Raw genomic sequence first — 24,280 nt, 5'->3', positions numbered from 1 at the left:
CAAGAACGCCGGAGAACATCACCGTCCTAAGCGCGTGTTAGGAACTGCCTCCCCGCCTTGCCGCTCATCCGGCCATTGGTCACCGTGAGTCGCAACACAGGAGGTCGACGATGACAACCCGGATCAGCCCCACGAGCGAGGGGGCCGTCAGCGAAAAGCGCGTGATCGGCAACGTGCTGCGCGGCTCGATCGGCAACTTGGTCGAGTGGTACGACTGGTACGCCTACGCCGCGTTCACCACCTACTTCGCCAAGTCCTTCTTCCCCACGACCGACACCACCGCCGCCTTCCTCGGGTCCGCGGCCGTGTTCGCCGTCGGGTTCCTCATGCGGCCGCTGGGCGGGTGGATGCTCGGGCGGTTCGCCGACCGGTTCGGCCGGCGCAGCGCGCTCGTCCTCTCGGTCACGCTGATGGCCGGCGGGTCGCTGCTCATCGCCGTGACGCCGAGCTACCACACCATCGGGATCGCCGCGCCGATCCTGCTGCTCACCGCGCGGCTGGTCCAGGGGCTCTCCGTCGGTGGCGAGTACTCCACCTCGGCGACCTACCTGTCCGAAGTGGCCACCCCCGGCAAGCGCGGCTTCTACTCGAGCTTCCAGTACGTGACGCTCTACGGCGGCCAGCTGCTCGCGCTCGGTCTCCAGCTGATCCTGCAGGCGCTGCTCACCGAGCAGCAGCTGACCTCGTGGGGCTGGCGGATCGCCTTCGCCGTCGGCACGGTCGCCGCGCTCACCGTCATGTGGCTGCGGCGGGGCATGGACGAGTCCGAGAGCTACCGGCGCACCGCCGAAGACGGCAAGGGCGAACGCGGCACCCTGCGTGCGCTCGTCAAGTACCCCAAGGAGATCGCACTCGTGGTCGGCCTGACCCTCGGCGGCACGGTCGGCTTCTACACCTTCGCCACCTACAGCCAGAAGTTCCTGGAGAACACCGCGCACATCCCGCGGCGGCAGGTCACCATCGTGCTGTTCTGCGCGATCCTGGTCGCGGCGATCCTGCAGCCGGTCGCCGGGCGCCTGTCCGACCGGATCGGCCGCCGCCCGCTGCTGCTGTTCTTCGGCGTCGGCGGCACCCTGCTCACCGTCCCGCTGATGACGGTGATGGGCTCGACCCGCAACCCCGTCGGCGCGTTCTTCCTCGTGCTGGCCGGGCTGGTCATCGTCGCCGGGTACACCTCGATCAACGCGATCGTGAAGGCCGAGCTGTTCCCGACGAAGATCCGCGCGATCGGCGTCGGGCTGCCGTACGCGCTCACTGTGGCCGTCTTCGGCGGCACGGCGGAGCTCATCGCGCAGGCGCTGAAGAGCGCCGGGCACGAGACGGTGTTCTTCTGGTACGTCGCGGGCTGTGTCCTGGTGTCCCTGATCGTCTACGGCACAATGCGGGAAACCTCCAAGACCTCCGAGCTGGAGAAGCGCTGACAAGGGGATGACCGTGCGCGTGCTCCTCGTCGAAGACGACGCGGGTGTGGCCGGCGCGCTCGCCGAGTCGCTGCACGCGCGCGGTCATCCCGTCACCAGCGTCGCCCGCGGGGCCGACGCGCTGCACCACCACCGCGCGGCCGACCTCGTCCTGCTGGACCTGGGCCTGCCCGACCTCGACGGCCTCGACGTCCTCCGCAAGATCCGGGCCGTCTCGCCGGTGCCGGTGATCGTGCTGACCGCGCGCGGCGACGAACGCTCGGTCGTGCGCGGGCTGCGGCTCGGCGCCGACGACTACCTGACGAAACCCGTGCGGCTGGCCGAGCTGCTGGCCCGGATGGACGCCGTCGTGCGGCGGGCGGTGGCCCGCACCACCCCGGCCGGTGACGTCGTGCGCGTCGAGGACGTCGAGATCGACCTCGGCGCCCGCCGCGTCCTGGTCGGAGGGCACGACGTCGGGCTGACCACCAAGGAGTTCGAGATCCTCGCTGTGCTCGCCGCGCGCCCCGGCACCGCGGTCAGCCGCCAGCAGCTGATGGACGAGGTCTGGGGCGACGCCTACCTCGCGGTGTCGCGCTCGCTCGACGTCCACCTCACCGGGCTGCGCGCCAAGCTCGACCGGCCGGGCCTGCTCACCACCATCCGCGGCTTCGGCTACCGGCTCGGCCGGGACTGACCCGTGCGCACCCGGCTGCTGGTGGTCCTGGTCGCCCTCGCCCTCGCGGTGGTCGCCGCGTTCGCCGGGCCGCTGCTGACCGCCACCGCCGAGCAGCGCACCCAGCAGCTGGTCATCGCCCGCACCGCCGACGTCGACCGGTTCGTCGTGCTCGCCCAGCAAGCCGTCGACACCCACGACCCCGCGGCCCTGGCCGCCGACGCCGAGCGCTACGCCCAGCTGTACGGCGAAGGCGTCGTCATCGTCGACGCCCGGCGCCTCCCGCTGGTGCAGGCGGGCGGCCTGACCGCGGGCGACCCGGCGGTGCGCGCGCTGGTGGAGGCGACCATGCGCAACGAACCGGCGCCGCGGGTGGACCGGCTGGACCCGTGGTCGGCCGAACCGGCCTTCTTCGCCCGCCCGGTCGGCACCGGAACGCGGGTGTCCGGGGTGGTCGTGCTGCGCGCGTCGGTGACGGCGGCGGCCACGGACGTCGCCACCCGGTGGGGCACCATCGGGGCCGGCGCGGTGCTGGTCGCGATGGTGTTCGTGCTGCTCGCCGTGGTGCTGGCCCGGTGGATGGTGCGGCCGCTGCACGAGCTCGAAACCGGGGTGCTGGCGGTGGCCGGCGGGCACCGCGCGCACGTCCCGGAACGCACCGGGCCGCGCGAGCTGCGGTCGCTGGCCGCCGAGGTCAACCGGATGTCCGAAGCCGTGCTCGAAGCCGCCGAGCAGCAGCACCGGCTGGTCGCCGACGCCTCGCACCAGCTCCGCAACCCGATGGCCGCGCTGCGCCTGCGCGTCGATTCCCTGGCCGGGCGCGTCCAGGGCGACGACACCACCTACCGGGCGACCGTCGCCGAGGTCGAACGCCTGGAAAAGCTCCTCGACGGCCTGCTGGCGCTGGCACTGGCCGAGAGCACCGCCACCCGGGTCGCGGCCGGCGGCGCGGACGAGGCCTGCGACCTCGCGTCCGTGCTCGCCGAACGCGTCGACGCCTGGCGCCCGGCCGCCGAGGACGCCGGTGCGACGATCGTCCCGCCACCGGGACACGACGAGCCGGTGACCGTGCGCTGCCCGGAAGGCGAGCTCGCGCAGATCCTCGACGTGCTGCTGGACAACGCCGTCCACTACGCCGGCCGCGGCGCGAAGATCACGACCGATTGGGAAAGCGGCGCGGAAACCGCGACCCTCGTCGTCACCGACGACGGGCCCGGACTGTCCGAAGCGGACAGAGCACGGGCGACCGAGCGGTTCTGGCGTGCCGGTGGCGAAGGCGCGCCGCGCGGCACCGGTCTCGGCCTGGCCATCGCCCAGCAGCAGGTGCGCACCCGCGGCGGCGTCCTCGACCTGCGGCAGGCGCTCCCCCACGGCCTCGAAGTCCGCGTCACGCTGCCGCTGCGGGAGGTGCCGGGATGACGCTCACCCGCCGCACGGCCCTGCTCGGCGGCCTCGGCCTCGCGCTGGCCGGGTGTTCGACGGCCGGCTACCACGGCCCGGAACGCCCGCTCACCATCGCCGCCGGCGAGCGCGGCGGGTTCTACCTGGCCTTCGCCGAGCTGCTTTCGGCCGAGCTGAACCGCGCGGAACCGCTGCTGCACGCCACCGCCGTGCCGACCGAAGCGAGCGTGGCCAACGTCGGGCTCGTGCAGCGCGGCCAGGCCGACCTCGGGCTGGTGCTCGCCGACGTCGCCCAGACCGCGCTCGCCGGCGCGCCGCCGTTCGCCGGGAAGGTGCCACTGTTCGCGCTCGGCCGGGTGTACGAGAACTACCTGCAGCTGGTCGTGCGGGCGGACGGGCCGGTGCGGACGCTCGCCGACCTCGCCGGGCGCCCGGTGTCCCTGGGCGCGGGCGGCTCCGGCGCCGCCCAGCTCGGCGAGCGCGTGTTCGCGAACGCGGGCGTGGCGGTGGACGCCCGCCACCTGCTGTTCGACGACGCGGTCCGCGCGCTGGCCGGCCGCCGCATCGACGCGATGCTGTGGTCCGGCGGGGTCCCGACGCCCAAGCTGGCCGAGCTCACCCGCACGACCCCGATCGCGCTGCTGCCGCTGGATTCGGTGGTCCCGGCCCTGCGCGCGGCCTACGGCCCGGTGTACGACCAGGTCCAGGTGCCCGACGGCGCGTACCGCGGGGTGGGCGCGCTGAGCACGATCGGCGTGGCGAACCTCCTGGTGTGCGCGCCTTCGCTGCCGGACGACGTCGCCGCGGCCGTGGTCCGGCTGCTGGTCGAGCGCGCGACGGCGCTGGTCCCGGCCGAGGCCGTCGGGACGCAGTTCCTCGACGTGCGGACGCTGATCGGGACGCAGCCGGTGCCGCTGCAGCCGGGCGCAGCGGCCGCGTACCGGGCTCTCCACGGCTGAACTAGATTGATGCGGTGACCGCACCTCGCCGCCCGATCGCCGAGATGCCGCTGCGCGTGCGCTACCACGAGTGCGACGGCCAGGGCATCGTCTTCAACGCCCACTACCTGGCCTATGTGGACATGTGCTCCTTCGAGGCGGAGAAGGCGCTCTTCGGCTCGCACGAAGAATTCCTCGCGCACGGCACCGACGTGGTGGTCGCGGAGGCGAACGTCAAGTTCCGCTCCCCCGCTCGCCACGACGACGAGCTGGTCGTCTCCCAGTACCTGAACCACCTCGGCACGACGTCGCTGATCTTCGACTTCGAAATCCACCGCGGCGAGACCCCGGTCGCGGCGGCGACCCTCCGGTACGTCTTCATCGACCCTGCCACCCTGCGCCCGCAGGCGCCCCCGGACGCGGTCCGCAAGGTCTACGCGGCCCTGCTCGGGGACTGAGCCCGTGTTCCGCGTTCTCTTCTACCACCCCGAAATCCCGCCCAACACCGGCAACGCGATCCGCCTGGCCGCCAACACCGGCTGCGAACTGCACCTGGTCGAGCCGCTCGGCTTCACCCTGGAGGACAAGCAGCTGCGCCGGGCCGGGCTCGACTACCACGACCTGGCGCGCGTGCACGTCCACGCTTCGCTCGCCGCGGCCTGGGAAGTGTTGCTGCCGGCCAAGGTCTACGCGTTCACCGCCGCCGCGACCCGGCTGTACACCGACATCGCCTACACGCCGGGCGATGTGCTGGTGTTCGGGCCGGAATCCGTGGGCCTGCCCGCCGAGGTGCAGGAGGCACCCGAAGTGACCGAGCGCGTGCGGTTGCCGATGCGGCCGTCCAACCGATCGCTCAACCTCGCCAACACCGCGGCGATCACCGTCTACGAAGCGTGGCGCCAAAACGGCTTCCGGTAGGTTCGCCGGATGCGACAGCAGTTCCTGGGGGCGCTCATCGGCGCCGCGTTCGGCACGGTCTTCGTCCTGGTCAACTCCGGTGACCCGCTCCCCGCGGCGCTCGGCTGGGTGCTGCGCGCCCTCGCCGTGCTCGCCCTGGCGGCGGTGGTGGTTGTCGGCGTCCGCGCCGGCGGACGCCCGACCCTCGACGGCCGGCCGGTGTTCGGCCCGAGCTACCGGGTGATCGTCATCGGCGAAGTGGTGCTGCTCGTCGCCGGGTTCTTCGTGCTGAGCCTGCTGGACGCGCCCGTGCAGGCCAACGTCGCGTGGATCGCCACGATCGTCGGGCTGCACTTCGCCGCACTGGCGTCGGCATGGAAGACGCGCTCGATCCTCGTGGTCGGCGGGGTACTGACCACACTCGGCGTCGTCGGGCTCGCCCTGCTCGGGACCGCCGCGGCGTGGGTGCCCTTCGTCAGCGGCGTGCTCTCCGGGGTGACCCTGCTCGGCGGAAGCCTGTACGGCGTCCGCCGAGCCTGAGTCACGGGAGTCTCTGCCCGAAGAAGAGGCTGGCCGCCGCGCCCAGCATGAGGATCAGCGTGCCCACCACGACCCACGGCTTGCTCGCGTCGGCGTCCTTGAGCTCGTAGCCGATCTGCTCGCCGAGGTCCGCGTAGACCTTCTTCAGCTCTTCCGCGCTGGCCGCCTTGTAGAAGTCGCCGCCGGACAGCCGGGCGATTTCGCGCAGGGACTCGTCGTCCACGCTGACCGGCTGGGCCTTGCCGTCGATGTCGACCGAACCGTGCGTGGTGCCGAAGGAGATCGACGAGATCGGCACCCCGGCCTGCTTCGCCGCCTGCGCCGCGGTGTACCCGCCTCGCGCCGCGTACAGGTCTTCCGGGACGGTCTGCTTCCCGTCGGACATCAGCACGATCCGCGCCGGCGGCGGCCCGTCCGCCCCGCCGACGACGCTGGAGAAGCTCTCCACCGACTGCAGCGCCGCGAAGATGCCCTCGCCGGTCGCCGTCGACTGGGCCAGCTTCAGGTTTTCGATCGCCTTGATCACGCCGTTGCGGTCGGTGGTCGGGTTGACCAGCACGGTGGCCGTGCCGGCGAAGGAGATCAGCCCCAGGTTGATGCCCGGCGTCATGTTGCGCGCGAAGCTGGTCGCGGCTTCCTGAGCCGCCTGCAGCCGCGTCGGCAGGACGTCGGTGGCCTCCATCGACAGCGAAACGTCGATCACCAGCATCACCGTCGCCCGGTTGCGCGGCACCTTCTGCTCGGCGGTCGGCCCGGCCAGCGCCACGGTCAGCAGCAGCAGCGACAGCACGATCAGCACGGCGGGCAGGTGCCGGACCCAGCCCTGGCTCTTCGGCGCGACCTTCTCGAGCAGGTCCAGGTTGGCGAACCGCATGGTCCGCTTCCAGCGGGCGCGCTGGGCGAGCACGTACCCGACGACGACCGCGGCGACCGCGATCAGCAGCAGGAACCACCAGGGCGAGGCGAAGCCCGTCAAGCTCATGCGCGCACCTCCCCGACGCTCGGTGCGGCCTTGGCCGGCAGCGCCGTGCCGAACGGTCCGGTCGCGGGCTCCCTCACGCCACACCCCCCGACCAGCGGCGCTTGCGGGCGACGACGAACCGCACCATGTCGGCGATCCAGTCGGCGTCCGTGCGTAGCGTCAGGTGCGCCGCACCCGCGCGCCGCAGACCGGCCGCCACCTTCTGCCGGTGGGCGTGGGCCGCGGCCCCGAACTCCTTGCGCAGCAAGGCCGAAGCGTGCACTTCGCGCTGTTTCCCTGTCTCCGGGTCGGCCAGCACGACGGTGCCCACCTCGGGCAGGTCGACGTCGCGCGGGTCGAGGACTTCGATCGCGATCAGTTCGTGGCGCCCGCCCAGCGCCCGCAGCGGCCGCTCCCAGGACTCGTCGCCCAGGAAGTCGGAGATCACCACGGCCAGGCCACGCCGGCGCGGCGGACGGCGCAACGCCTCCAGGGCCTGGGCGAAGTCGCCCCGGGTGCCCTCGGCCGCGCGCGGGGTCTCGGCGAGCTTGCGCACCAGCCCGCGGGCGTGCGCCAGGCCGCCGCGCGCCGGGATGCGCGTGGTGTCCGCGCCGGTGGAGATCAACGCGCCGATCCGGTTGCCGCCGCCGCCGGTGAGGTGCGCGACCGCCGCGACCGCGCAGACCACCAGGTCGCGCTTCTCGCACAGCGCGGTGCCGAAGTCGAGGCTGGCCGAGAGGTCGGCGACCACCCACGTCTCCAGCTCGCGATCGGCCACCGTCTCGCGGATGTGCGGGGTCGTGGTGCGGGCGGTGACCGCCCAGTCCATCCGGCGCACGTCGTCGCCGGGCTGGTACGGGCGCGCCTCGCCGGGCTCGGACCCCGGCCCCGGCACCAGGCCGAGGTGGTTGCCCTGCAGCAGCCCGTCGAGCCGGCGGCGGACGTCGAGCTCCAGGGTGCGGAGCCCGGCTTCCATCCGGTCGCCGCGCAGGATCGGCGGCGCCCACGAAGGGCGCTCGCCCTTCTCGTTCTTCGCCATCGCCGGGTTACCTGACCGGCGCGCCCGCCGGGACCGGGCCGGTCCCGCCCTGCGGCCGGGCCGAAACCTGCGGCAGCGGCACCGTCTGCAGCACCCGCGTGATGATGTGGTCGATCGGCACGCCGTCGGCCAGCGCGTCGTAGGACAGCACGAGCCGGTGGCGCAGCACGTCCGGCACGACGTCGACGACGTCCTGCGGCAGCACGTAGTCGCGGCCGCGGACCAGGGCCAGCGCCCGCGCGGCGGCGATGATGCCGAGGCTCGCGCGCGGCGAAGCGCCGTAGGAGACCCAGCCGGCGACGTCGGCGAGGCCGTGCTCGTTCGGTGTCCGGGTGGTCAGCACCAGCCGGACCACGTAGTCGACCAGCGCGTGGTGCACGAACACCTGCGACGCGACGCCCTGCAGCCGGACCAGCTCGCCCGGGCTGAGCACCTCGTGCGGGGTGGGCGGGGTGACGCCCATCCGGTAGATGATCTCGCGCTCCTCCTCGGCGGAGGGGTACTCGACGACGATCTTGAACAGGAACCGGTCGCGCTGCGCCTCGGGCAGCGGGTACACGCCCTCGTTCTCGATCGGGTTCTGCGTGGCGAGCACGAGGAACGGGTCGGGCATCGGGAACGTCTGGCCGCCGATCGAGACGTGCCGCTCGGCCATCACCTCGAGCATCGCCGACTGGACCTTGGCGGGCGCGCGGTTGATCTCGTCGGCGAGCACGAAGTTCGCCACGACCGGGCCGAGCTCGACGTCGAAGCGCTCGGCGCCCTGGCGGTAGATGCGGGTGCCGAGGATGTCGGCGGGCACCAGGTCGGGGGTGAACTGCACGCGGGAGAACGAGCCGCCGACGACCCGGGCGAACGTCTCCACGGCGAGGGTCTTCGCCACGCCGGGCACGCCTTCGAGCAGCAGGTGGCCCTTGGCCAGCAGCCCGACCAGCATCCGCTCGACCAGGCGGTCCTGGCCGACGATGATCCGCTTGACCTCGAACACGGTCCGCTCCAGCAACTGGGCGTCCCGCGCCGGTGTCGCCTGCTGGCCGTTCCCGCCCTCGGCGTAGCCGGGCTCGGTCACTCTGCCTCCTCGAAATCTCGTGCGCCGCCCCCGCGACGGTGATCACGCGGTGCGACCGTACTGCGCCCGCGGCCGCCGGTCGCATCCGGCACGCGGACGCCCCGCACTTCGCCCACGATCAGCCAACACGGTCAGCGGTGTGGCACCTGTGAAGCCCCCTTCGACCCGACCGGGCGGCCGGGCCGAGCGAGGACGACCCGGGTCCGGCTCGCCGAGCCGGTCGCCGGTGACCTCGGCACGGGCCGTCCGATGGAGCGGGTCCGGCGGCTCCCGGTAACGACGATCCGCGAGGTGGCGGCGGTCATCGACCCGGAGACCGCCGAGCTCGCCTGAAGCGCCCCGAGGTGGCCTCTTCGGCGCGCCAGACGCAACCAAGGCGGCCTTCGGTGCGCCTGACGCAACCAAGGCGGTTCGGTGCGCCAGACGCAACCAAGGCCGCCTTGGGGCGCTTGCCGGTGCCTTCGACCCCCGCCGTGGCCGGGGTCAGCGGTGCCGCTCGAGGTCCTCGGGCGTGTCGATGTCGTCCGCTTCGCCCCGTTCCGCCGGGACTTCGGCGACCGCCAGCCCGCCGAGGACCCGGCGCAGGGCCGCGTTCTCCGCGTTCTCCGCCTGCTCCGGGACCGCCGCGCGCAGCGCGGCCAGCCGCCAGGCGCCGAGGAGCCATTGGCGCCTGCCCGCCGCGTCCACGAGCACCGCGCCGTCGCCGTCGCCGATGGCCGCCGTCAGCCTGTCCACTGTGGACCGGCGGACGCCCGGGAGGTCGGCGGCCAGCACCACCACCGCCTCCACTTCGTCGGGCACGAAGAGCAGGCCGGCCGCCAGCGCCGCCACCGGCCCGGTGCCCGGGACCGGTTCGCGGGTCCACACCACGTCGAAGCCCGGACGGCGGGGGCCGACCGCGATCACGCGCTCGGCGCCGTCGAGGGCGTGGATCGCGCGGGCCAGCAACGGTTTCCCGCCCACCGACAGGGCCGGCTTGTCCACACCGGACAGCCGGCGGGCCGCCCCACCGGCCACCACGATCCCCGCGTAGCGCACCGAGGCACCCTAGCGGCCCAGCACGAGGTAGGTGAAGCCCAGCACGCCCCGGTAGTGCCGGACGTACTCGCGCAGCCGCCGGTCGAGCCACTCCCGCACCCGGTCCGCGCGCGGGTCGGCCGGGTGCGCCGCCAGCCAGTCCTCCCACCCGGCGCGCGAGCTCGACTCGAAGTCGTCCCACTCCAGCGGGTCGGCGGTGCTCAGGTGCCGCACGCGCCAGCCGGCCCGGGCCGCGGCGTCGAGCAGCTCCGGCAGGGTCAGCAGGTCCGGGCCGAAGATGCCGAGGGCCGCCGGGCCCGGCGGGGCCGCCCAGAAGCCGTCGCCGTAGAGCAGCCGGCCGGACGGCCGCACCAGCCGGGCGAGTGCTTCCAGCGCCGCCTCGGTCGAGCCGAAGACGTGGGCGGCGCCGATGGAGAACACCCGTTCGGCCGGGAGAGCCCAGGTCGCGGCGTCCGCCTCGGCGAACTCCACCGCCAGGCCCCGCGACGCGGCCGCCGCCCGGCCCCGGTCGAGGCCGGTCACGTCGGTGTCGACGCCGGTCGCGCGCAGGCCCGGCGCCCGGGCCGCCGCCCGCAGCAGCAGCTCGCCCCAGCCGCAGCCGAGGTCGACCAGGTGCCCTTCGGCCAGGGCCATCCGGTCGAGCAGCAGCTCCGCGTGCGGCTCCGACAGGGGCGTGTTCCAGCGCATCCGGGTGCGCCGCAGCGCGTTCAGTTCGTCGTCCACCCGGCCGATCTTCACGGTGCGGCCACCCGGACGTCGAACGGGTTTTCGCGCATACTCGTCCGATGACCTACGTCGTCGAGCCCCGCGTGGACGCCTACATCGACGCCCTGCCCGCGTGGCAGCAGGCGATCTGCCGGGAGGTCCGCGAGCTGGTGCACGCGGCCGACCCCGAGGTCGTCGAGACGATCAAGCGCACCCGGCAGCCGTACTTCGTGCTCGACGGCAACATCTGCGCCCTGCTGGCGGCGAAGGACCACGTCAACGTGTTCGTCTACGACGGCGGCATCGTCCCCGACCCCGAGGGCATCATCACCGCCGGCCACGGCAACAAGACCGCGCGCACGGTCGCCTTCCGCGAGGGGGAGCGGATCAACGCCCCGGCGCTGACGGCGATGTTCCGGCAGATCATCGCGAACAACCGCGCGGGCGGCTGGCGCAGGCTCAAGGCCGCCGGCGGCTAACCCACCAGCCGGGTCGCGTACGGCATGATCCCGCCGTAGCGGACCGGGGCGACCCGGACCCGCAGGCCGGACTGCGGCGCCTCCACCATCTGCCCGCCGCCGAGGTAGAGCGCGACGTGGTGGATGCCGCCCGGGCCGCCCCAGAACAGCAGGTCGCCGCGGCGCATCTGGGACAGCGGCACCTGACGGCCCGCCGAGTACTGGTAGCCGCTGTAGTGCGGCAGCGCGCGGACCCCGGCGAAGGCGTAGATCATCAGGCCGGAGCAGTCGAAGCCGATCTTGTTGTAGTCGCCGTAGCGGTCGGCGACGCCGCCGTCGCGGATGCCGCGGGTCGGCCCGCCCGTGTTGCCGCCGCCCCACGCGTAGGGCATGCCGAGCTTGGACAGCGCCCGCGCGATCACCGCCTCGATCGACGAGCCTGCCGGACCCGACGGCGCCGGGCCGCCCGCGGGACGGCCACCGCCCCCGGCCGCCGCGAGCGCGGCCTGGCGCGCGCGTTCCTCGTCTTCGCGCTGCTTCTCGGCGAGCCAGTCCTGGTAGCGCTGCCGCTGCCCCTGCAGGCCGCTGACCTTGGCCTGGGCGGCGTAGAGCTGCTGCTCGACGTCGGTCTTGTTCTTCTCGAGCTGAGCGTTCTGGGCGGCTTGGCCGTCCTCGGCGCGCTCGGCGGTGGTCTGCGCGGCGTCGGCGCTGGTCTTCGCCCGGCGGGCCGCGTCCTGCTTCTGCTGGGCGAGCTCGGCGGCCTTGCGGGCGGCGGCGTCCTTGTTGGACTTCTCGGTCTGGGCCTGCTGCAGCCGGTCGAGGGCGTTGAGCCGGTCGCCACCGACGGAGTCGAGCAGCTGGGCGCGGGCCAGCATGTCCTTGGGGCTGTCCGCGCTCAGGTACGCCGAGAGCGAGCCGACCGTGCTGCCCTGCTGGAAGCTCGCGGCGGCGAACGTCCGGAGGTCCGCCCGGGCCTTCTCGATGGCCGCCGAGGCCGCGTCCGCCTCGGTGCGCGCGGCCTTCGCGTCGTTCTCCGCCTGCGCCGCGTCGTCCTGCGCGGCCTGCAGGTCGACCAGGGCCTTGTTGGCCTGCTCCTGCTTGAGTTCGACGTCGTCCTGCAGCTGCGTGAGCTTCTGCTCGGCCTGGGCCAGCTGGTTGGTCAGCCGGCCGACCTCGCCGGCCTTCGCGTTGGCGTCGGCCTGGCCGGCCCGGATCTCCGAATCACTGGGGTTGGGCGGCGGCGGGGGCGCCGCGAGGCCCGTGCCGCCGGCGCCGAACAAGATCACCAGCGTGAGCGTGCTCACGCTGAGTCCCCGGCGGACGCGCGGCACTCCCGGCTCCCCGCACCGTCCTAACAAGACCGCCACCTCCGCTCACCAGCGCACACCGCGCGTCACTGCAGTCACACCACTATCACAAGCATCAGCGGAAACTTACACAACGTAGGCACCAATTCCCCTCATTGAGGGACCCCGGCGGGGCCGGTTGCCCGGATGGCGCAGCCCACACCGCGTGTCGTCTTGTCCGTTAAACAGGACACGCGTACTGTTTGAAGGACCGCGAGGTGTGCCATCCCGCATCCGGTCCTACGGTGGGGGTGCGCAAGACTCGCCCCACCGAACCGACCGAACTGACCCGGGACTTCCCTGCCGCACCGGCGCGGCGTCCCCGCCACTGGAGTTAGACGTGACCTCACCCGCCAGCAAGGACAGCTTCGGCGCCAAAGACACGCTGAAGGTCGGTGACGCCTCGTACGAGGTGTTCCGCCTGAACAAGGTCGAGGGCGCCGAGCGCCTGCCGTACAGCCTGAAGATCCTGCTCGAGAACCTGCTGCGCACCGAGGACGGCGCGAACATCACCGCCGACCACATCCGTGCGCTCGGCTCGTGGGACCCGAACGCCGACCCGTCGATCGAAATCCAGTTCACGCCGGCCCGCGTGATCATGCAGGACTTCACCGGCGTGCCGTGCGTCGTCGACCTGGCCACCATGCGCGAGGCGGTCACCGACCTCGGCGGCGACCCCGACAAGGTCAACCCGCTCGCCCCGGCCGAGCTGGTCATCGACCACTCGGTGATCATCGACGTCTTCGGCCGCGCCGACGCCTTCGAGCGCAACGTCGAGATCGAGTACGAGCGCAACCGCGAGCGCTACCAGTTCCTGCGCTGGGGCCAGGGCGCCTTCGACGAGTTCAAGGTCGTCCCGCCGGGCACCGGCATCGTGCACCAGGTCAACATCGAGCACCTCGCGCGCACGGTGATGAGCCGCAACGGGCAGGCCTACCCCGACTCCTGCGTCGGCACCGACTCGCACACCACCATGGTCAACGGCCTGGGCGTGCTGGGCTGGGGCGTCGGCGGCATCGAGGCCGAGGCGGCCATGCTGGGCCAGCCGGTGTCGATGCTCATCCCGCGCGTCGTCGGCTTCAAGCTGACCGGCGAGATCCCGGCCGGCGTCACGGCCACCGACGTCGTGCTGACCATCACCGAGATGCTGCGCAAGCACGGCGTGGTCGGCAAGTTCGTCGAGTTCTACGGCGAGAGCGTCGCCGAGGTGCCGCTGGCCAACCGCGCCACCATCGGCAACATGAGCCCGGAGTTCGGCTCCACCGCGGCGATCTTCCCGATCGACGACGAGACCGTCCGCTACCTCAAGCTGACCGGCCGCTCGGCCGAGCAGGTCGCGCTGGTCGAGGCCTACGCCAAGGAGCAGGGCCTCTGGCACGACCCGTCGCGCGAGGCGGCCTACTCCGAGTACCTCGAGCTGGACCTCTCGACGGTCGTCCCGTCGATCGCCGGCCCGAAGCGCCCGCAGGACCGCATCGAGCTGTCCGACGCGAAGTCGTCGTTCCGCAAGTCGATCCACGACTACGTCAACGGTGAGCAGGAGACCCCGCACACCAAGGTCGACGAGGCCGTCGAGGAGTCGTTCCCGGCGTCCGACCCGGCCGCGCTGTCGTTCAAGGACGAGGACGCGGTGGACCTCCAGTCGGCGGCCAACGGCGGCAGCGGCCGCCCGTCCAAGCCGGTCAAGGTGTCTTCGGCCGACCGCGGCGAGTTCATCCTCGACCACGGCGCCGTGGTGATCGCCTCGATCACCTCCTGCACCAACACCTCGAACCCGTCGGTCATGCTCGGCGCCGCGCTGCTCGCCCGCAACGCGGTCGAGAAGGGCCTCGCGGTGAAGCCGTGGGTCAAGACGTCGATGGCGCCGGGCTCGCAGGTCGTCACCGACTACTACACCAAGGCCAACCTGTGGCCGTACCTGGAGAAGCTGGGCTACCACCTGGTCGGCTACGGCTGCACCACCTGCATCGGCAACTCCGGCCCGCTCTCGGACGAGATCTCCGCGGCGATCCAGGAGAACGACCTCACCGCGGTCTCGGTGCTCTCGGGCAACCGGAACTTCGAAGGCCGGATCAACCCCGACGTGAAGATGAACTACCTCGCGTCGCCGCCGCTGGTCATCGCCTACGCGCTGGCCGGCACGATGGACTTCGACTTCGCGAACCAGCCCCTGGGCCAGGACACGGACGGCAACGACGTCTTCCTCAAGGACATCTGGCCGACGGCCAAGGAGATCCAGGAGACCATCGACCACGCGATCACGCAGGAGATGTTCACCAAGGACTACGCCGACGTCTTCGACGGCGGCGAGCGCTGGAAGTCGCTGCCCACCCCGGAGGGCAAGACCTTCGAGTGGGACCTGGAGTCCACCTACGTGCGGAAGCCCCCGTACTTCGAGGGCATGACGCCGGAGCCGGCCCCGGTCACCGACATCACCGGCGCGCGCGTGCTGGCGAAGCTGGGCGACTCGGTCACCACCGACCACATCTCCCCCGCCGGCGCGATCAAGCCGGGCACCCCGGCCGCGCAGTACCTGACCGAGCACGGCGTGGAGAAGAAGGACTTCAACTCCTACGGCTCCCGGCGCGGCAACCACGAGGTGATGATCCGCGGCACCTTCGCGAACATCCGGCTGCGCAACCAGCTGCTGGACGACGTGCAGGGCGGCTACACCCGCGACTTCACCGTCGAGGGCGCCCCGCAGGCGTTCATCTACGACGCGGCCCAGAACTACGCGAAGCAGGGCACGCCGCTGGTCGTGCTGGGCGGCAAGGAGTACGGCTCCGGTTCGTCGCGCGACTGGGCGGCCAAGGGCACCTCGCTGCTGGGCGTGCGCGCGGTGATCACCGAGTCGTTCGAGCGCATCCACCGCTCGAACCTGATCGGCATGGGCGTCATCCCGCTGCAGTTCCCGCAGGGCGAGTCGGCCTCCTCGCTCGGCCTCGACGGCACCGAGACCTTCGACATCTCGGGCATCGCGAAGCTGAACGACGGCGAGACCCCGCGCACGGTGCACGTCACCGCCACCAAGGAAGACGGTTCCAAGGTGGAGTTCGAGGCGGACGTCCGCATCGACACCCCGGGTGAGGCGGACTACTACCGCAACGGCGGCATCCTGCAGTACGTGCTGCGGAAGATGACACAGGCGTAAGGGTTTCCGCGTCAAGGAGGGCCTCCCCGCTCGGCCGAGCGGGGAGGCCCTCCGCGTTATGCGGGCACCGCCTCCCAGCGGACGCTCGAGACCGACGGTTCCAGCGAAAGCCGCGAAACCGCGGCCTCCATCTGGGCGTCGTCGCGCTGGTCGCCGACCAGTTCCGCCCGGACCTCGACCGTGCGGTCGTCGCGGTCGGTGCTGAGCACCGAGAGCAGGCGGAAATCCGTGCGGGTCAGCGACTGCACGAGCAACGCCCGCACGTGGGCTTCCGTCGCGTCGCGGGTGACGGCCTGGAACGCATACCGCGTCGGCGTCTCGTCGCCCGCTTCCGGGCGGCGGTCGACGACGCGGCCGAGCGGGCGCAGCACCACGTTCACCCCGACCACGACGGCGGTCCCGGCCGCCGCGACGACGTACAGGCCGGCCCCGGCGAGCGCCCCGACCGCGGCCGAGCACCACAGCGTCGCGGCCGTGTTCAGCCCGCGGACGTTGAGGCCGTCGCGCAGGATGACCCCGGCGCCGAGGAAGCCGATGCCCGAGACGATCTGGGCGGCCACCCGGGTCGGGTCCGCGTCGCCGCTCGAGGCCAGGCCGCCGAAGCCGTGGGCCGACAGCAGCACGAACAGCGTCGCGCCGACCGCGACCAGTGCGTTGGTGCGCAGCCCGGCCATCCGGGCGCGGAACTGGCGCTCGATCCCGATGACGGCACCGAGGCCGACGCCGGCGCCGACGCGCAGCAGCATTTCGAAGATGGTCATTTCCGGCTCTTTTCCGGCGTGCGCGCACTGCCGGACAGGGGACGGTGCGGACTCAGCCCCGCCGGAAACCCCCGGTGAGCGCGCGCCCGGCCGTCCGATGACTGTCCGTCGGCATGTGCCGCTCACCTCGCTTCCCTGGTTCGATGATCAACGTCGCCAGGGTAGCCGGTCCCGCGGCCCGGGGAAGGGCCGCGGGACCGGGCTCACACTCAGAACGGCTGGACGTTGGGCTGGAACACCTGCCCGTTCGCCGGCACCTTCAGGTCGGTCAGGTAGTCGGCCACGGCCTGGTCGACGCCGAGGGCGTCACCCAGGATGCAGTGCCCGAACGCGTCGACCGACAGCAGCCGCGTGTTGCCGAGCTCGGCCGCCATCCGCTGGGCGAACTTGTACTGCGTCGCCGGGTCGTAGTAGTTGCCGACCACGATCACCGGGACGTCGGTCTTGGCCCGCCACGGGCCGCGGTAGGCGTCCGGGTTCCTGGCCGGCCACACCGGGCAGGCTGCGGTGTCGGAGAACACCTGGTAGCGGCCGAAGGTCCGCGATTCGCGTTCCCACTTCGCGGCGATCTCGGGCACCTGCTCCTGCCTGATCCGGAACGGCTTGTCCGCGCAGTTGACGGCGAAGTAGGAGTCGTCACTGGTGTACGGGCTGTCCGGCTTCTGGTCGGCGAGCCCCTGCTTGCCCGAGTTGAGCACGCTCAGCTGCGCCGCCTGCAGCGCCTGTGCCTGCGCCCCCGCCGGGTGGATGGCGGTGTAGAGCTTCTGCAGGTCGGCAGCCAGTGACGCGAACCGCGCCGGCGAGTACAGCGCGCTGGACACCCCGCCGGTGAACCGGCTGATGTCCAGCGGAGCGGCGCCCGGGAGCGTGATCGGCTGCTTGCGCAGGTACTCGCGCAGCTCGTCGAACTTCGCGCGCGGGTTGCCGTCGCTGAACGCGCACCGCTCGCCCACCTGGTCACAGCGCTTCAGGAAGCCGTCCAGCGCGATTTCGAAGCCCTGGGCGCGTTCGCGGTCGTACTGCACGCCGTCGCTGGTGCGCAGCGCCGGGTCGACGTTGCCGTCGATCACGATCGCCCGCGACTGCTTCGGGAACATCGCCGTGTACGTCGAGCCGATCAGCGTCCCGTACGAGAAGCCGACGTAGTTCAGCTTCCGGTCGCCGACCGCCGCGCGCAGCGTGTCGAGGTCGCGGACGACGTCCTTGGTGGACATGTGGTTCAGCAGCGCACCGGCGTTGTTCTTGCAGAACCGGCCGTAGTCGCGGTAACTGGCGAGGGTGCCCGAGATTTCGGCGCGCGAAATCGGCACGCCGATCTGGGCGGCGAAGACCTCGTCCGCGTCCTCCTGGGTGGTGAAGCAGCGCAGCGGGTTGCTGTCGCCGACCCCGCGCGGGTCGAAGCCGATGAGATCGAAGCGGTCGAGCACCTGCGGCCGGAAGATCGCCTCACCGGCGATCGGCAGGGTCAGGCCCGGGCCGCCGGGGCCGCCGGGGTTGAGGAACAGCGACCCGACGCGCTTGTCGGGCGTGCGGGCGGCCCGCTTGAGCAGCGCGATGTCGATGGTGCCCAGCGACGCGTTGTCGTGGTCGATCGGCACGCGGTAGCGCGCGCAGCTGTACAGCTCGAGCTGGTCGGCGGGGACACCGGCGAGGACCTCGCTCCCGCAGGCGCCCCAGGCGACCGCCGGGGTCGCGCCGACGGCGGCGGGCTTGACCGCCGCGTCTTCGGCCGCGGCGGCGGTCCCGGCCGGCGCGGCCAGCACGGCACCGGCCACGAGCGTCCCCACCAGCGCGAACGACCGCACCCGGCTCTGTGTGGATCTCGGCAAGACGTTCCCTCCCTAGGTCACGCACCTCGCCGCGAGAGCAGGTCGTCACGGCGCGCTACCCGGGAGAGACTGGCACAAAGCGGTGAATCCCGGCACCGGCCGAACGGATGGTCGGAACCTATCGGGCCACCCGCGTGAGGACGAAAACCGGCAACGGCCGCGCGGCCTCGCGTTGCTCCATCGCGTACCCCGGCCAGAACGCGAGCAGTTCGCGCCACATCCGCTCGTACTCCGCTCCGTGCAGTTCCCGCGCGACGACCTCGACCGGGTTTCCGGCCAGCGCCACCTCGCACTTCGGGTTCGCCCGCAGGTTGAGCGCCCACGCCGGATCGTGCGGACGGCCCCAGTTGGAGGCCGTCAGCACGAAGCCTTCGCCGCGCGGGTAGTAGAGCAGGTTGGTGGCGCGGGGCAGCCCGCTCTTGCGGCCGGTCGTGGTCAGCCGCAGCGACGGCAGCCCGGCGAGCGCCACGAGGCTCACCCGGCCGCCGAACGCCTGGTGCAGTTTCTTGTCCGCCCAGACGACGAACCGGGCGGTGCGCATCAGCCACGGTTTCGTGCCGGCGGCCCGGGCCAGGGCCCGGAGAGGATTAGCCACGCACGGATTTTGCCAGGCTCACCCCGAACCGCTGCTGGGAGTCGGTCCACCAGTGCTCGAGGGCGAACCCGGCCGCGGCGAGCTCGGCCTCGACCCCGCTCGGGCGGAACTTGGCCGAGATCTCCGTCCGGACGTGCTCACCGGCGGCGAAGCTCACCGTCAGGTCCGCGCCCGGGATCTCGACGGTCAGCTCCCGGCGGGCGCGCAGCCGCATCTCGATCCACTCGTTCTCCGCGTCCCAGTAGGAGATGTGCTCGAACTCGTCGACGTCGAAGTTCGCGCCGAGGCGGGCGTTGATCACCCGCAGCACGTTCTTGTTGAACTCGGCGGTGACACCGGCGGCGTCGTCGTAGGCGCGTTCGAGGATCCCGGCGTCCTTGACCAGGTCGGTGCCGAGCAGCAGCCACTCCCCCTCGTCGAGGACCTCGCGGACCGAGCGGAGGAACACCGCGCGCTCGGCGGGCAGGAAGTTGCCGATCGTGCCGCCGAGGAAGGCGACCACCCGCGGCTGGCCGTCGGGCAGCAGGTCCAGGTGCTGGGTGAAATCGCCGACCACCCCGCGGACGGCGAGGCCCGGGTAGTCCTTCGAAATCGCTTCGGCGGCCTCGGCCAGCGCGGATTCGGACACGTCCAGCGGGACGAACGCCTCCAGGGTGCCGTGACCGGTGAGGGCGTCGAGCAGGAGCCGGGTCTTCTCGCTCGATCCCGAGCCGAGCTCGACGAGCGTGTGCGCGCCGGTCAGCTTCGCTACGTCGCCGGCGTGCGCGGCCAGCACCTCGCGCTCGCTGCGGGTCGGGTAGTACTCCGGCAGCTGGGTGATCTTCTCGAACAGCTCGCTGCCGTCGGCGTCGTAGAACCACTTGGGCGGCAGCCACTTCCGCGCCGCGGTGAGCCCGGCGACGACGTCCGCGCGCAGTTCCGCGGTGACGGCGTCGCCGGAGCGGTGGTGGTCGAGGTCGACTTCGGTCATGACAGCTCCTGGGTCGTCAGGGGAAGCAGGTCGACGCCGGCCGCGGTGGCGCGCACGGCGTGGTGCTCGGGGACGGGCCGCCAGCGCGGGTCACCGTCGAGGGGTTCGGACGCCAGCCACACCCCGGCCGGGGTCTCCAGCACGGACAGCGCGTGCGTCCAGGTCGTGCCGATCAGCGTTTCGCCGTCGGTGAGCAGGAAGTTGAGCCGGGAGCCGGGCGCGGCCGCCTCGACGGCCGCGGTCAGGCCCGCCACCGCCCGCAGCGGGTCCTCGCCCGTGGCCAGCCGGGCCCGCAGCAGGGCCCAGAGCACCACCGAATCCGTCGGCGCCTCCAGCGTCAGCAGTTCGGTGACCGGCAGGGTCTTGGCCAGTTCGGCCAGCGAGTCCGGGTAGCCGCGGACGACGCCGTTGTGGCTGAACAGCCGGCGCCCGTCGGTGAACGGCGCCGCGGCCGCCTCGGTCACCGGCAGGCCGGTGGTGCCGTTGCGGACCGCGGCGACGAACGCGCCCGAAGTCACCGCCGCGGCCAGCGGCGGCAGCGTCTCGTCCGTCCACAGTGGAGTCGAACGCCGGTGGCGCAGCGGCGGCGAGCCCGGGCCGGGGTACCAGCCCAGCCCGAACCCGTCGGCGTTGACCGAGCCGCCGCCGCGCATGTCCGCCGGCGCGTAGGACTGCACCAGCAGCGAATGCGGGGCGCGGAAGAGCGCCTCGGCGGGCGAGACCGGCTCGCCGAGGTAGCCGATGTGGCGGCACATGCGCCTACCCCACCTCGCCGGGGGCCGCGTCGCGGGCGGTGCGGAAGCCGGCGAAGATCTGCCGCCGGATCGGGTAGTCCCAGTTGCGGAACGTGCCCCGGATCGCCGCGGAGTCGGTGCCGAACGAGCCGCCGCGCAGCACCTTGTACTCCGGGCCGAAGAACACCTCCGAGTACTCGCGGTACGGGAAGGCGGAGAAACCCGGGTAGCCGTGGAAGTCCGTCGAGGTCCACTCCCAGACGTCGCCGATCAGCTGGTGCACGCCGGTCGGCGACGCCCCGGCCGGATACGCACCCGCGGGCGCCGGGCGCAGGTGCCGCTGGCCGAGGTTGGCGTGTTCGGCCGTCGGCTCCTCGTCACCCCACGGGAACCGCCGCGACCGGCCGGTGGCCGGGTCGAACCGGGCCGCCTTCTCCCACTCCGCCTCGGTCGGCAGCCGCCGCCCGGCCCAGGCCGCGTACGCCTCGGCTTCGTGGTAGGAGACGTGCACGACCGGCTCGTCGGCCGGGATCCGCTCGTGGACGCCGAAGCGGGTCCGCCACCAGCCGTCCTGCTCCCGGTTCCAGAACCGCGGCGCGGTGATGCCGTTGTCCTGCCGGTACGCCCAGCCCGCCGGGCTCCACCACTGCCGGTCGTCGTAGCCGCCACTGTCGAGGAATTCGGCGTACGCACCGCACGTCACCGGGACGGTGTCCATCCAGAAGGCTTCGACGGCGATCTCATGGGCCGGGCGCTCGTTGTCCAGCGCCCACGGCTCGGCCGACGTGCCCATGGTGAAGACACCGCCCGGCACGAGCACCTCGGCCGGCAGCGTGCCGGACCGCGCGGGCGGCGGCTCGGGGGCGTGCAGCACCGGGTCGCCCTTGCGGAGCTGGTGGGTGGCCAGCATCGTCTCGTCGTGCTGCTGCTCGTGCTGGGTGATCATGCCGAACGCGAACGCCTGCTCGGTCAGCCGCCTGCCTTCCATCGGCGCGTGCTCCAGCACGTCGAAGGCCTTCTCGCGGACCTGCTTGACGTACGCGCGCGCCTCGGCCGGACCGAGCAGCGGCAGCTCCGGCCGGTCGGCGCGGGCGTGCTGGAAGGCGTCGTAGATGTCGTCGATGTCCGGGCGCAGCGGTTCGCGGCCGCCGACGTCCCGGACCAGCCACAGCTCCTCCTGGACGCCGATGTGCGCGAGGTCCCAGACCAGCGGCGACATCAGCTTCGAATGCTGGCGGACCAGGTCTTCGTCGTCCACCGCGTCGGTCAGTGCGACGCTGCGCGCCCGGGCCCGCGTCAGTGCCTCCGCCGCGCGGGCGCGCAGGTCCTGCGCGCTCAGGTCGTGCAGTGCTTCCGTGCTCATGCTTCGCTCCTCGATCGGTACGCGCGCCCCAGCACGCTCTCGCTGATCTCGGTGATCGACTCCGCCGCCAGCCCGGTCGCGCCCAGTTCGGCGCAGCCGAGGTCCGCCAGCGCCACCGCCGCGGCCGCCAGCTCCGGATCGGCCAGGCCGTGCCGCGCCGCGGTGGTCCACCGGCCCTCGACCGGCGCGCAGATCTCGCGCACCTTGTCGACCGTGGCCGGGCGGGCAAGTAGCGCGCACACCAGGGCCACCGGCGCCAGCCACTCGTCCGGCGGTTGCGCGTCGAGGTACCGGATCTCCAGGTACCCCTGCGGGCGGACCGGCGTGAACATCGTCGTGAGGTGGTAGTCGAGGTCCGCCACCGTGGGCCGCGGCAGCAGCGCCGCCGCGCCCCGGCCGTCGATCCAGTCGGCGAACGTCAGCCCGTCCGGCGCGTCCCACGGCCGGTCGCCGCGGGGCAGCACCATCAGGGGGACGTCCATCAGGCGCTCGGCCCATGCTCCGGCCGGGTCGTCGCCCGCCACGGCGGCCGTGCGCGTGCGCACCGCTTCCGTTTCGTGCACCGCCAGCCAGCGGGCGGAGGCGTGCCCGGTGTCGCGCCCGGCGTGGACGCGGGAGTTGGCGAAGAGGGCGAGCAGCGGCGGGCCCATCGCGTGCGCGGCCGCCCACCGCGCCGCGTGGTGCTCCGGCTGCCCCGCGTCGACGCAGACCTGCAGGCCCGCGGTGCTGCACATCATCGTGAGGCCGCCCGGTCCGATCGGCGCGAACCGGCGCTCCATGGCCGCGTAGCGCGGGGTGTGGAGGAGGCGGCGGGGCGCGCGGTGGGCGTCGATGCCCGTTTCGCCCAGCACGAGACCGCGGGAGGCGAGGCGGTCGCGCAGGTGGTGGAGGTCGGCCGTGACGACTGCGTCGAGCTCACGCAGGGAGGCCTGGGGAAGAGCGGAAATCTCGACCTGGCACCCGGGTTCGAGGCTCACGGGCGAGCCGGCCGGGAGTGGTGCGGCGGGGCTGCCGGGGTGGAGGGTCCGCGGGGTGTGCGGACCCAGCGCCGCGGCGAGGACGTCGGGATCAAGGGGTCTGGCCGGGTCGTCGGCGTGGTGCACGGTGAACTCCAGCTCCACGCCGGTCAGGCGGGGTGGTCCGTGCTTGAAACACACCGAGGCGACGTACGCCTCGCCGGCCGCGCGGTCCGCCAGGACCCGCGCGGTGCGGTTCGACGCACTACCCGACTTCTCGGGGAAATCGTGCACCGTGGACATCTCTGTCATGCCCGTTCCTGTTCCTGTTCGGTGGAACTTCTCGTCTTCGGACGCTACACGCGGGGTACGACAAATTCAGGGCGGATCCTGCGGTGTAGGAGGTGTTCACCACCCTGTAAGAAGTCCCTGATCAGGGCAAAGCCGGTTCGGTGCCGAGCCCGAGCTCGGCCGCGGAAGCCCGCACGGCCTCGATCACCAGGTGCAGCGCGGGGCGCCGGAACGCGGTGCGGCGGTAGGCGATCGACACCGTGCGCAGCAGCGGCGTGGTGAGCGTGACGACGTCGATCCCGGGCGGCCGCAGCAGCCGCAGGCCCAGGTCGGAGACGAGGGTGATGCCGAGCCCGGCGCCCACCATCGCCATCGCCGTCGACTGCTCCTCGACCTCGTGGTTGATCTTCGGCGCGAAGCCGTGCCGCTGGCAGGCGGTGCGCATCGCGCGCCCGAAGTGCGACTTGGGGCTGGCCAGGATCCACGGGTGCTCGGCCAGGTCGTGCAGCGACGCCGCCCCCGACGGCACCGCACCGCGCGGCACCGCGGCGTGCAGCCGCTCCACGGCCACGACCGCGCGCTCCAGCCCGGCGTCCCACGGGGTCGGCGCGTCGGAGTAGTCGATGACGAACGAGAGGTCGAGACGGCCGTCCCGGACCGCCTCGGCGGTGTCCTCCGGGGCCAGTTCGCGGGTGCGCACCTCGATGCCCGGGTGTTCGCCGGCCAGTGCGGTCAGCGCCGTCGGCAGCAGCCCGGAGGCCACCGACGCCCACACCCCGGCGGTCAGCCGGACCGTGCGGTCCTCCTGGGCCTCCTCGAGGGCGAGCGTGGCGCGCTCGACCGAGCCGAGGATCTCTTCGGCGTGCTCGGTGAGCAGGGTGCCGAGCTCGGTCAGCTGGACGCGCCGGCCGAGCCGTTCGAACAGCTTCGCGCCCACGTCCCGTTCGAGCTGCGCGAGCTGCTGTGACACCGCCGAAGCGGTGTAGTGCAGTGCCGCGGCCGCCGCCGTGACGGTGCCCCGGCGGTGCAGCTCGCGCAGCATCCGCAAGCGGTGCAACGAAAGCTCCATACACAAAACTTAAACGAGATCGTGCAGCAGCGTTAAATGGACGGGCGGGCCACCGGGGGCGCACGCTCGTGGTGGCGGTCACGAGGCCGCCCG

Annotated in this window: 23 protein-coding genes; 9 read left to right on the top strand and 14 right to left on the bottom strand. The window is 72.5% G+C overall.

What is annotated here, in order from left to right; genetic code table 11:
• The first annotated feature begins 110 nt into the window (after nucleotides 1-110).
• The 7 genes from ACWEGE_RS29850 to ACWEGE_RS29820 are packed head-to-tail and all read left to right on the top strand — an operon-like array spanning nucleotide 111 to nucleotide 5,852.
• Entirely contained in the window at nucleotides 111-1,421 is a 1,311-nt protein-coding gene (locus tag ACWEGE_RS29850) for an MFS transporter (protein ID WP_449663762.1), read from the top strand.
• Nucleotides 1,422-1,428: 7 nt separating this feature from the next.
• Nucleotides 1,429-2,097, top strand: a complete 669-nt coding sequence (locus tag ACWEGE_RS29845; RefSeq protein WP_449663761.1) for a response regulator transcription factor — start codon at nucleotides 1,429-1,431, stop codon at nucleotides 2,095-2,097.
• A 3-nt stretch (nucleotides 2,098-2,100) separates the two neighbouring features.
• Nucleotides 2,101-3,495 carry a sensor histidine kinase gene (locus ACWEGE_RS29840; protein ID WP_449663760.1) on the top strand — a complete coding sequence of 465 codons (1,395 nt, stop codon included), beginning with the start codon at nucleotides 2,101-2,103 and terminating at the stop codon, nucleotides 3,493-3,495.
• Complete coding sequence (locus tag ACWEGE_RS29835; RefSeq protein ID WP_449663759.1) at nucleotides 3,492-4,436, top strand: TAXI family TRAP transporter solute-binding subunit; 945 nt, start codon at nucleotides 3,492-3,494, stop codon at nucleotides 4,434-4,436. The genes ACWEGE_RS29840 and ACWEGE_RS29835 overlap by 4 nt, the downstream gene beginning before the upstream one ends.
• Nucleotides 4,437-4,450: 14 nt before the next feature.
• Nucleotides 4,451-4,873: an acyl-CoA thioesterase gene (locus ACWEGE_RS29830; RefSeq protein ID WP_449663758.1), complete on the top strand. Its 423-nt coding sequence runs from the start codon at nucleotides 4,451-4,453 to the stop codon at nucleotides 4,871-4,873.
• Between the two features lie 4 nt (nucleotides 4,874-4,877).
• On the top strand, nucleotides 4,878-5,333 hold the full coding sequence (locus ACWEGE_RS29825; RefSeq protein WP_449663757.1) for a tRNA (cytidine(34)-2'-O)-methyltransferase: 456 nt from the start codon (nucleotides 4,878-4,880) through the stop codon (nucleotides 5,331-5,333).
• A 9-nt stretch (nucleotides 5,334-5,342) separates the two neighbouring features.
• Entirely contained in the window at nucleotides 5,343-5,852 is a 510-nt protein-coding gene (locus ACWEGE_RS29820) for a hypothetical protein (protein WP_449663756.1), read from the top strand.
• 1 nt (nucleotide 5,853) lies between these two features.
• On the opposite strand, the gene ACWEGE_RS29815 is transcribed toward ACWEGE_RS29820, so the two are convergent.
• From ACWEGE_RS29815 to ACWEGE_RS29795, 5 genes are all read right to left on the bottom strand, one after another.
• Nucleotides 5,854-6,834 carry a VWA domain-containing protein gene (locus tag ACWEGE_RS29815; RefSeq protein ID WP_449663755.1) on the bottom strand — a complete coding sequence of 327 codons (981 nt, stop codon included), beginning with the start codon at nucleotides 6,832-6,834 and terminating at the stop codon, nucleotides 5,854-5,856.
• 73 nt (nucleotides 6,835-6,907) lie between these two features.
• On the bottom strand, nucleotides 6,908-7,852 hold the full coding sequence (locus ACWEGE_RS29810) for a DUF58 domain-containing protein (RefSeq protein WP_449663754.1): 945 nt from the start codon (nucleotides 7,850-7,852) through the stop codon (nucleotides 6,908-6,910).
• Between the two features lie 7 nt (nucleotides 7,853-7,859).
• A complete protein-coding gene (locus ACWEGE_RS29805) occupies nucleotides 7,860-8,921 on the bottom strand; it encodes an AAA family ATPase (protein WP_449663753.1) in 1,062 nt (353 codons plus the stop codon).
• A 483-nt stretch (nucleotides 8,922-9,404) separates the two neighbouring features.
• The gene (mobA, locus tag ACWEGE_RS29800) at nucleotides 9,405-9,959 is read right to left on the bottom strand and encodes a molybdenum cofactor guanylyltransferase (RefSeq protein ID WP_449663752.1); all 555 of its coding nucleotides are present in this window, start codon (nucleotides 9,957-9,959) and stop codon (nucleotides 9,405-9,407) included.
• A 9-nt stretch (nucleotides 9,960-9,968) separates the two neighbouring features.
• On the bottom strand, nucleotides 9,969-10,682 hold the full coding sequence (locus ACWEGE_RS29795; protein ID WP_449663751.1) for an SAM-dependent methyltransferase: 714 nt from the start codon (nucleotides 10,680-10,682) through the stop codon (nucleotides 9,969-9,971).
• 62 nt (nucleotides 10,683-10,744) lie between these two features.
• Between ACWEGE_RS29795 and ACWEGE_RS29790 the strand changes: the two genes are divergently transcribed.
• Nucleotides 10,745-11,143 carry a DUF1801 domain-containing protein gene (locus tag ACWEGE_RS29790; protein WP_449663750.1) on the top strand — a complete coding sequence of 133 codons (399 nt, stop codon included), beginning with the start codon at nucleotides 10,745-10,747 and terminating at the stop codon, nucleotides 11,141-11,143.
• On the opposite strand, the gene ACWEGE_RS29785 is transcribed toward ACWEGE_RS29790, so the two are convergent.
• On the bottom strand, nucleotides 11,140-12,453 hold the full coding sequence (locus ACWEGE_RS29785; RefSeq protein ID WP_449663749.1) for an NlpC/P60 family protein: 1,314 nt from the start codon (nucleotides 12,451-12,453) through the stop codon (nucleotides 11,140-11,142). The two genes, ACWEGE_RS29790 and ACWEGE_RS29785, sit on opposite strands and share 4 nt — an antisense overlap.
• 355 nt (nucleotides 12,454-12,808) lie before the next feature.
• On the opposite strand from ACWEGE_RS29785, the gene acnA reads away from it, so the two are divergent.
• Nucleotides 12,809-15,619, top strand: coding sequence for an aconitate hydratase AcnA (gene acnA, locus ACWEGE_RS29780; RefSeq protein WP_449663748.1), 2,811 nt, complete (start codon nucleotides 12,809-12,811; stop codon nucleotides 15,617-15,619).
• A gap of 56 nt (nucleotides 15,620-15,675) precedes the next feature.
• On the opposite strand, the gene ACWEGE_RS29775 is transcribed toward acnA, so the two are convergent.
• The 8 genes from ACWEGE_RS29775 to ACWEGE_RS29740 all read right to left on the bottom strand — a co-directional run bounded on the left by ACWEGE_RS29775 (nucleotide 15,676) and on the right by ACWEGE_RS29740 (nucleotide 24,187).
• Complete coding sequence (locus ACWEGE_RS29775) at nucleotides 15,676-16,380, bottom strand: MgtC/SapB family protein (RefSeq protein WP_449663747.1); 705 nt, start codon at nucleotides 16,378-16,380, stop codon at nucleotides 15,676-15,678.
• A 209-nt stretch (nucleotides 16,381-16,589) separates the two neighbouring features.
• Nucleotides 16,590-18,185 (bottom strand): alpha/beta hydrolase, encoded by a 1,596-nt coding sequence (locus ACWEGE_RS29770; protein ID WP_449663794.1) that lies wholly within the window; start codon nucleotides 18,183-18,185, stop codon nucleotides 16,590-16,592.
• A 142-nt stretch (nucleotides 18,186-18,327) separates the two neighbouring features.
• On the bottom strand, nucleotides 18,328-18,750 hold the full coding sequence (locus ACWEGE_RS29765) for a nitroreductase family deazaflavin-dependent oxidoreductase (RefSeq protein WP_449663793.1): 423 nt from the start codon (nucleotides 18,748-18,750) through the stop codon (nucleotides 18,328-18,330).
• Between the two features lie 46 nt (nucleotides 18,751-18,796).
• The gene (egtD, locus tag ACWEGE_RS29760) at nucleotides 18,797-19,774 is read right to left on the bottom strand and encodes an L-histidine N(alpha)-methyltransferase (RefSeq protein ID WP_449663746.1); all 978 of its coding nucleotides are present in this window, start codon (nucleotides 19,772-19,774) and stop codon (nucleotides 18,797-18,799) included.
• On the bottom strand, nucleotides 19,771-20,529 hold the full coding sequence (gene egtC / locus ACWEGE_RS29755) for an ergothioneine biosynthesis protein EgtC (protein WP_449663745.1): 759 nt from the start codon (nucleotides 20,527-20,529) through the stop codon (nucleotides 19,771-19,773). The genes egtD and egtC overlap by 4 nt, the downstream gene beginning before the upstream one ends.
• A 4-nt stretch (nucleotides 20,530-20,533) precedes the next feature.
• Nucleotides 20,534-21,871: an ergothioneine biosynthesis protein EgtB gene (egtB, locus tag ACWEGE_RS29750; protein WP_449663744.1), complete on the bottom strand. Its 1,338-nt coding sequence runs from the start codon at nucleotides 21,869-21,871 to the stop codon at nucleotides 20,534-20,536.
• Nucleotides 21,868-23,130, bottom strand: a complete 1,263-nt coding sequence (locus tag ACWEGE_RS29745; protein ID WP_449663792.1) for a glutamate-cysteine ligase family protein — start codon at nucleotides 23,128-23,130, stop codon at nucleotides 21,868-21,870. Before ACWEGE_RS29745 ends, egtB begins: the two co-directional genes overlap by 4 nt.
• A 130-nt stretch (nucleotides 23,131-23,260) precedes the next feature.
• Nucleotides 23,261-24,187, bottom strand: coding sequence for a LysR substrate-binding domain-containing protein (locus tag ACWEGE_RS29740; RefSeq protein ID WP_449663743.1), 927 nt, complete (start codon nucleotides 24,185-24,187; stop codon nucleotides 23,261-23,263).
• Nucleotides 24,188-24,280 lie beyond the last annotated feature (93 nt).

The sequence above is a fragment of the Amycolatopsis sp. NPDC004747 genome, from assembly GCF_053601335.1.
This window is presented reverse-complemented; position numbering and strand designations above follow the sequence as displayed.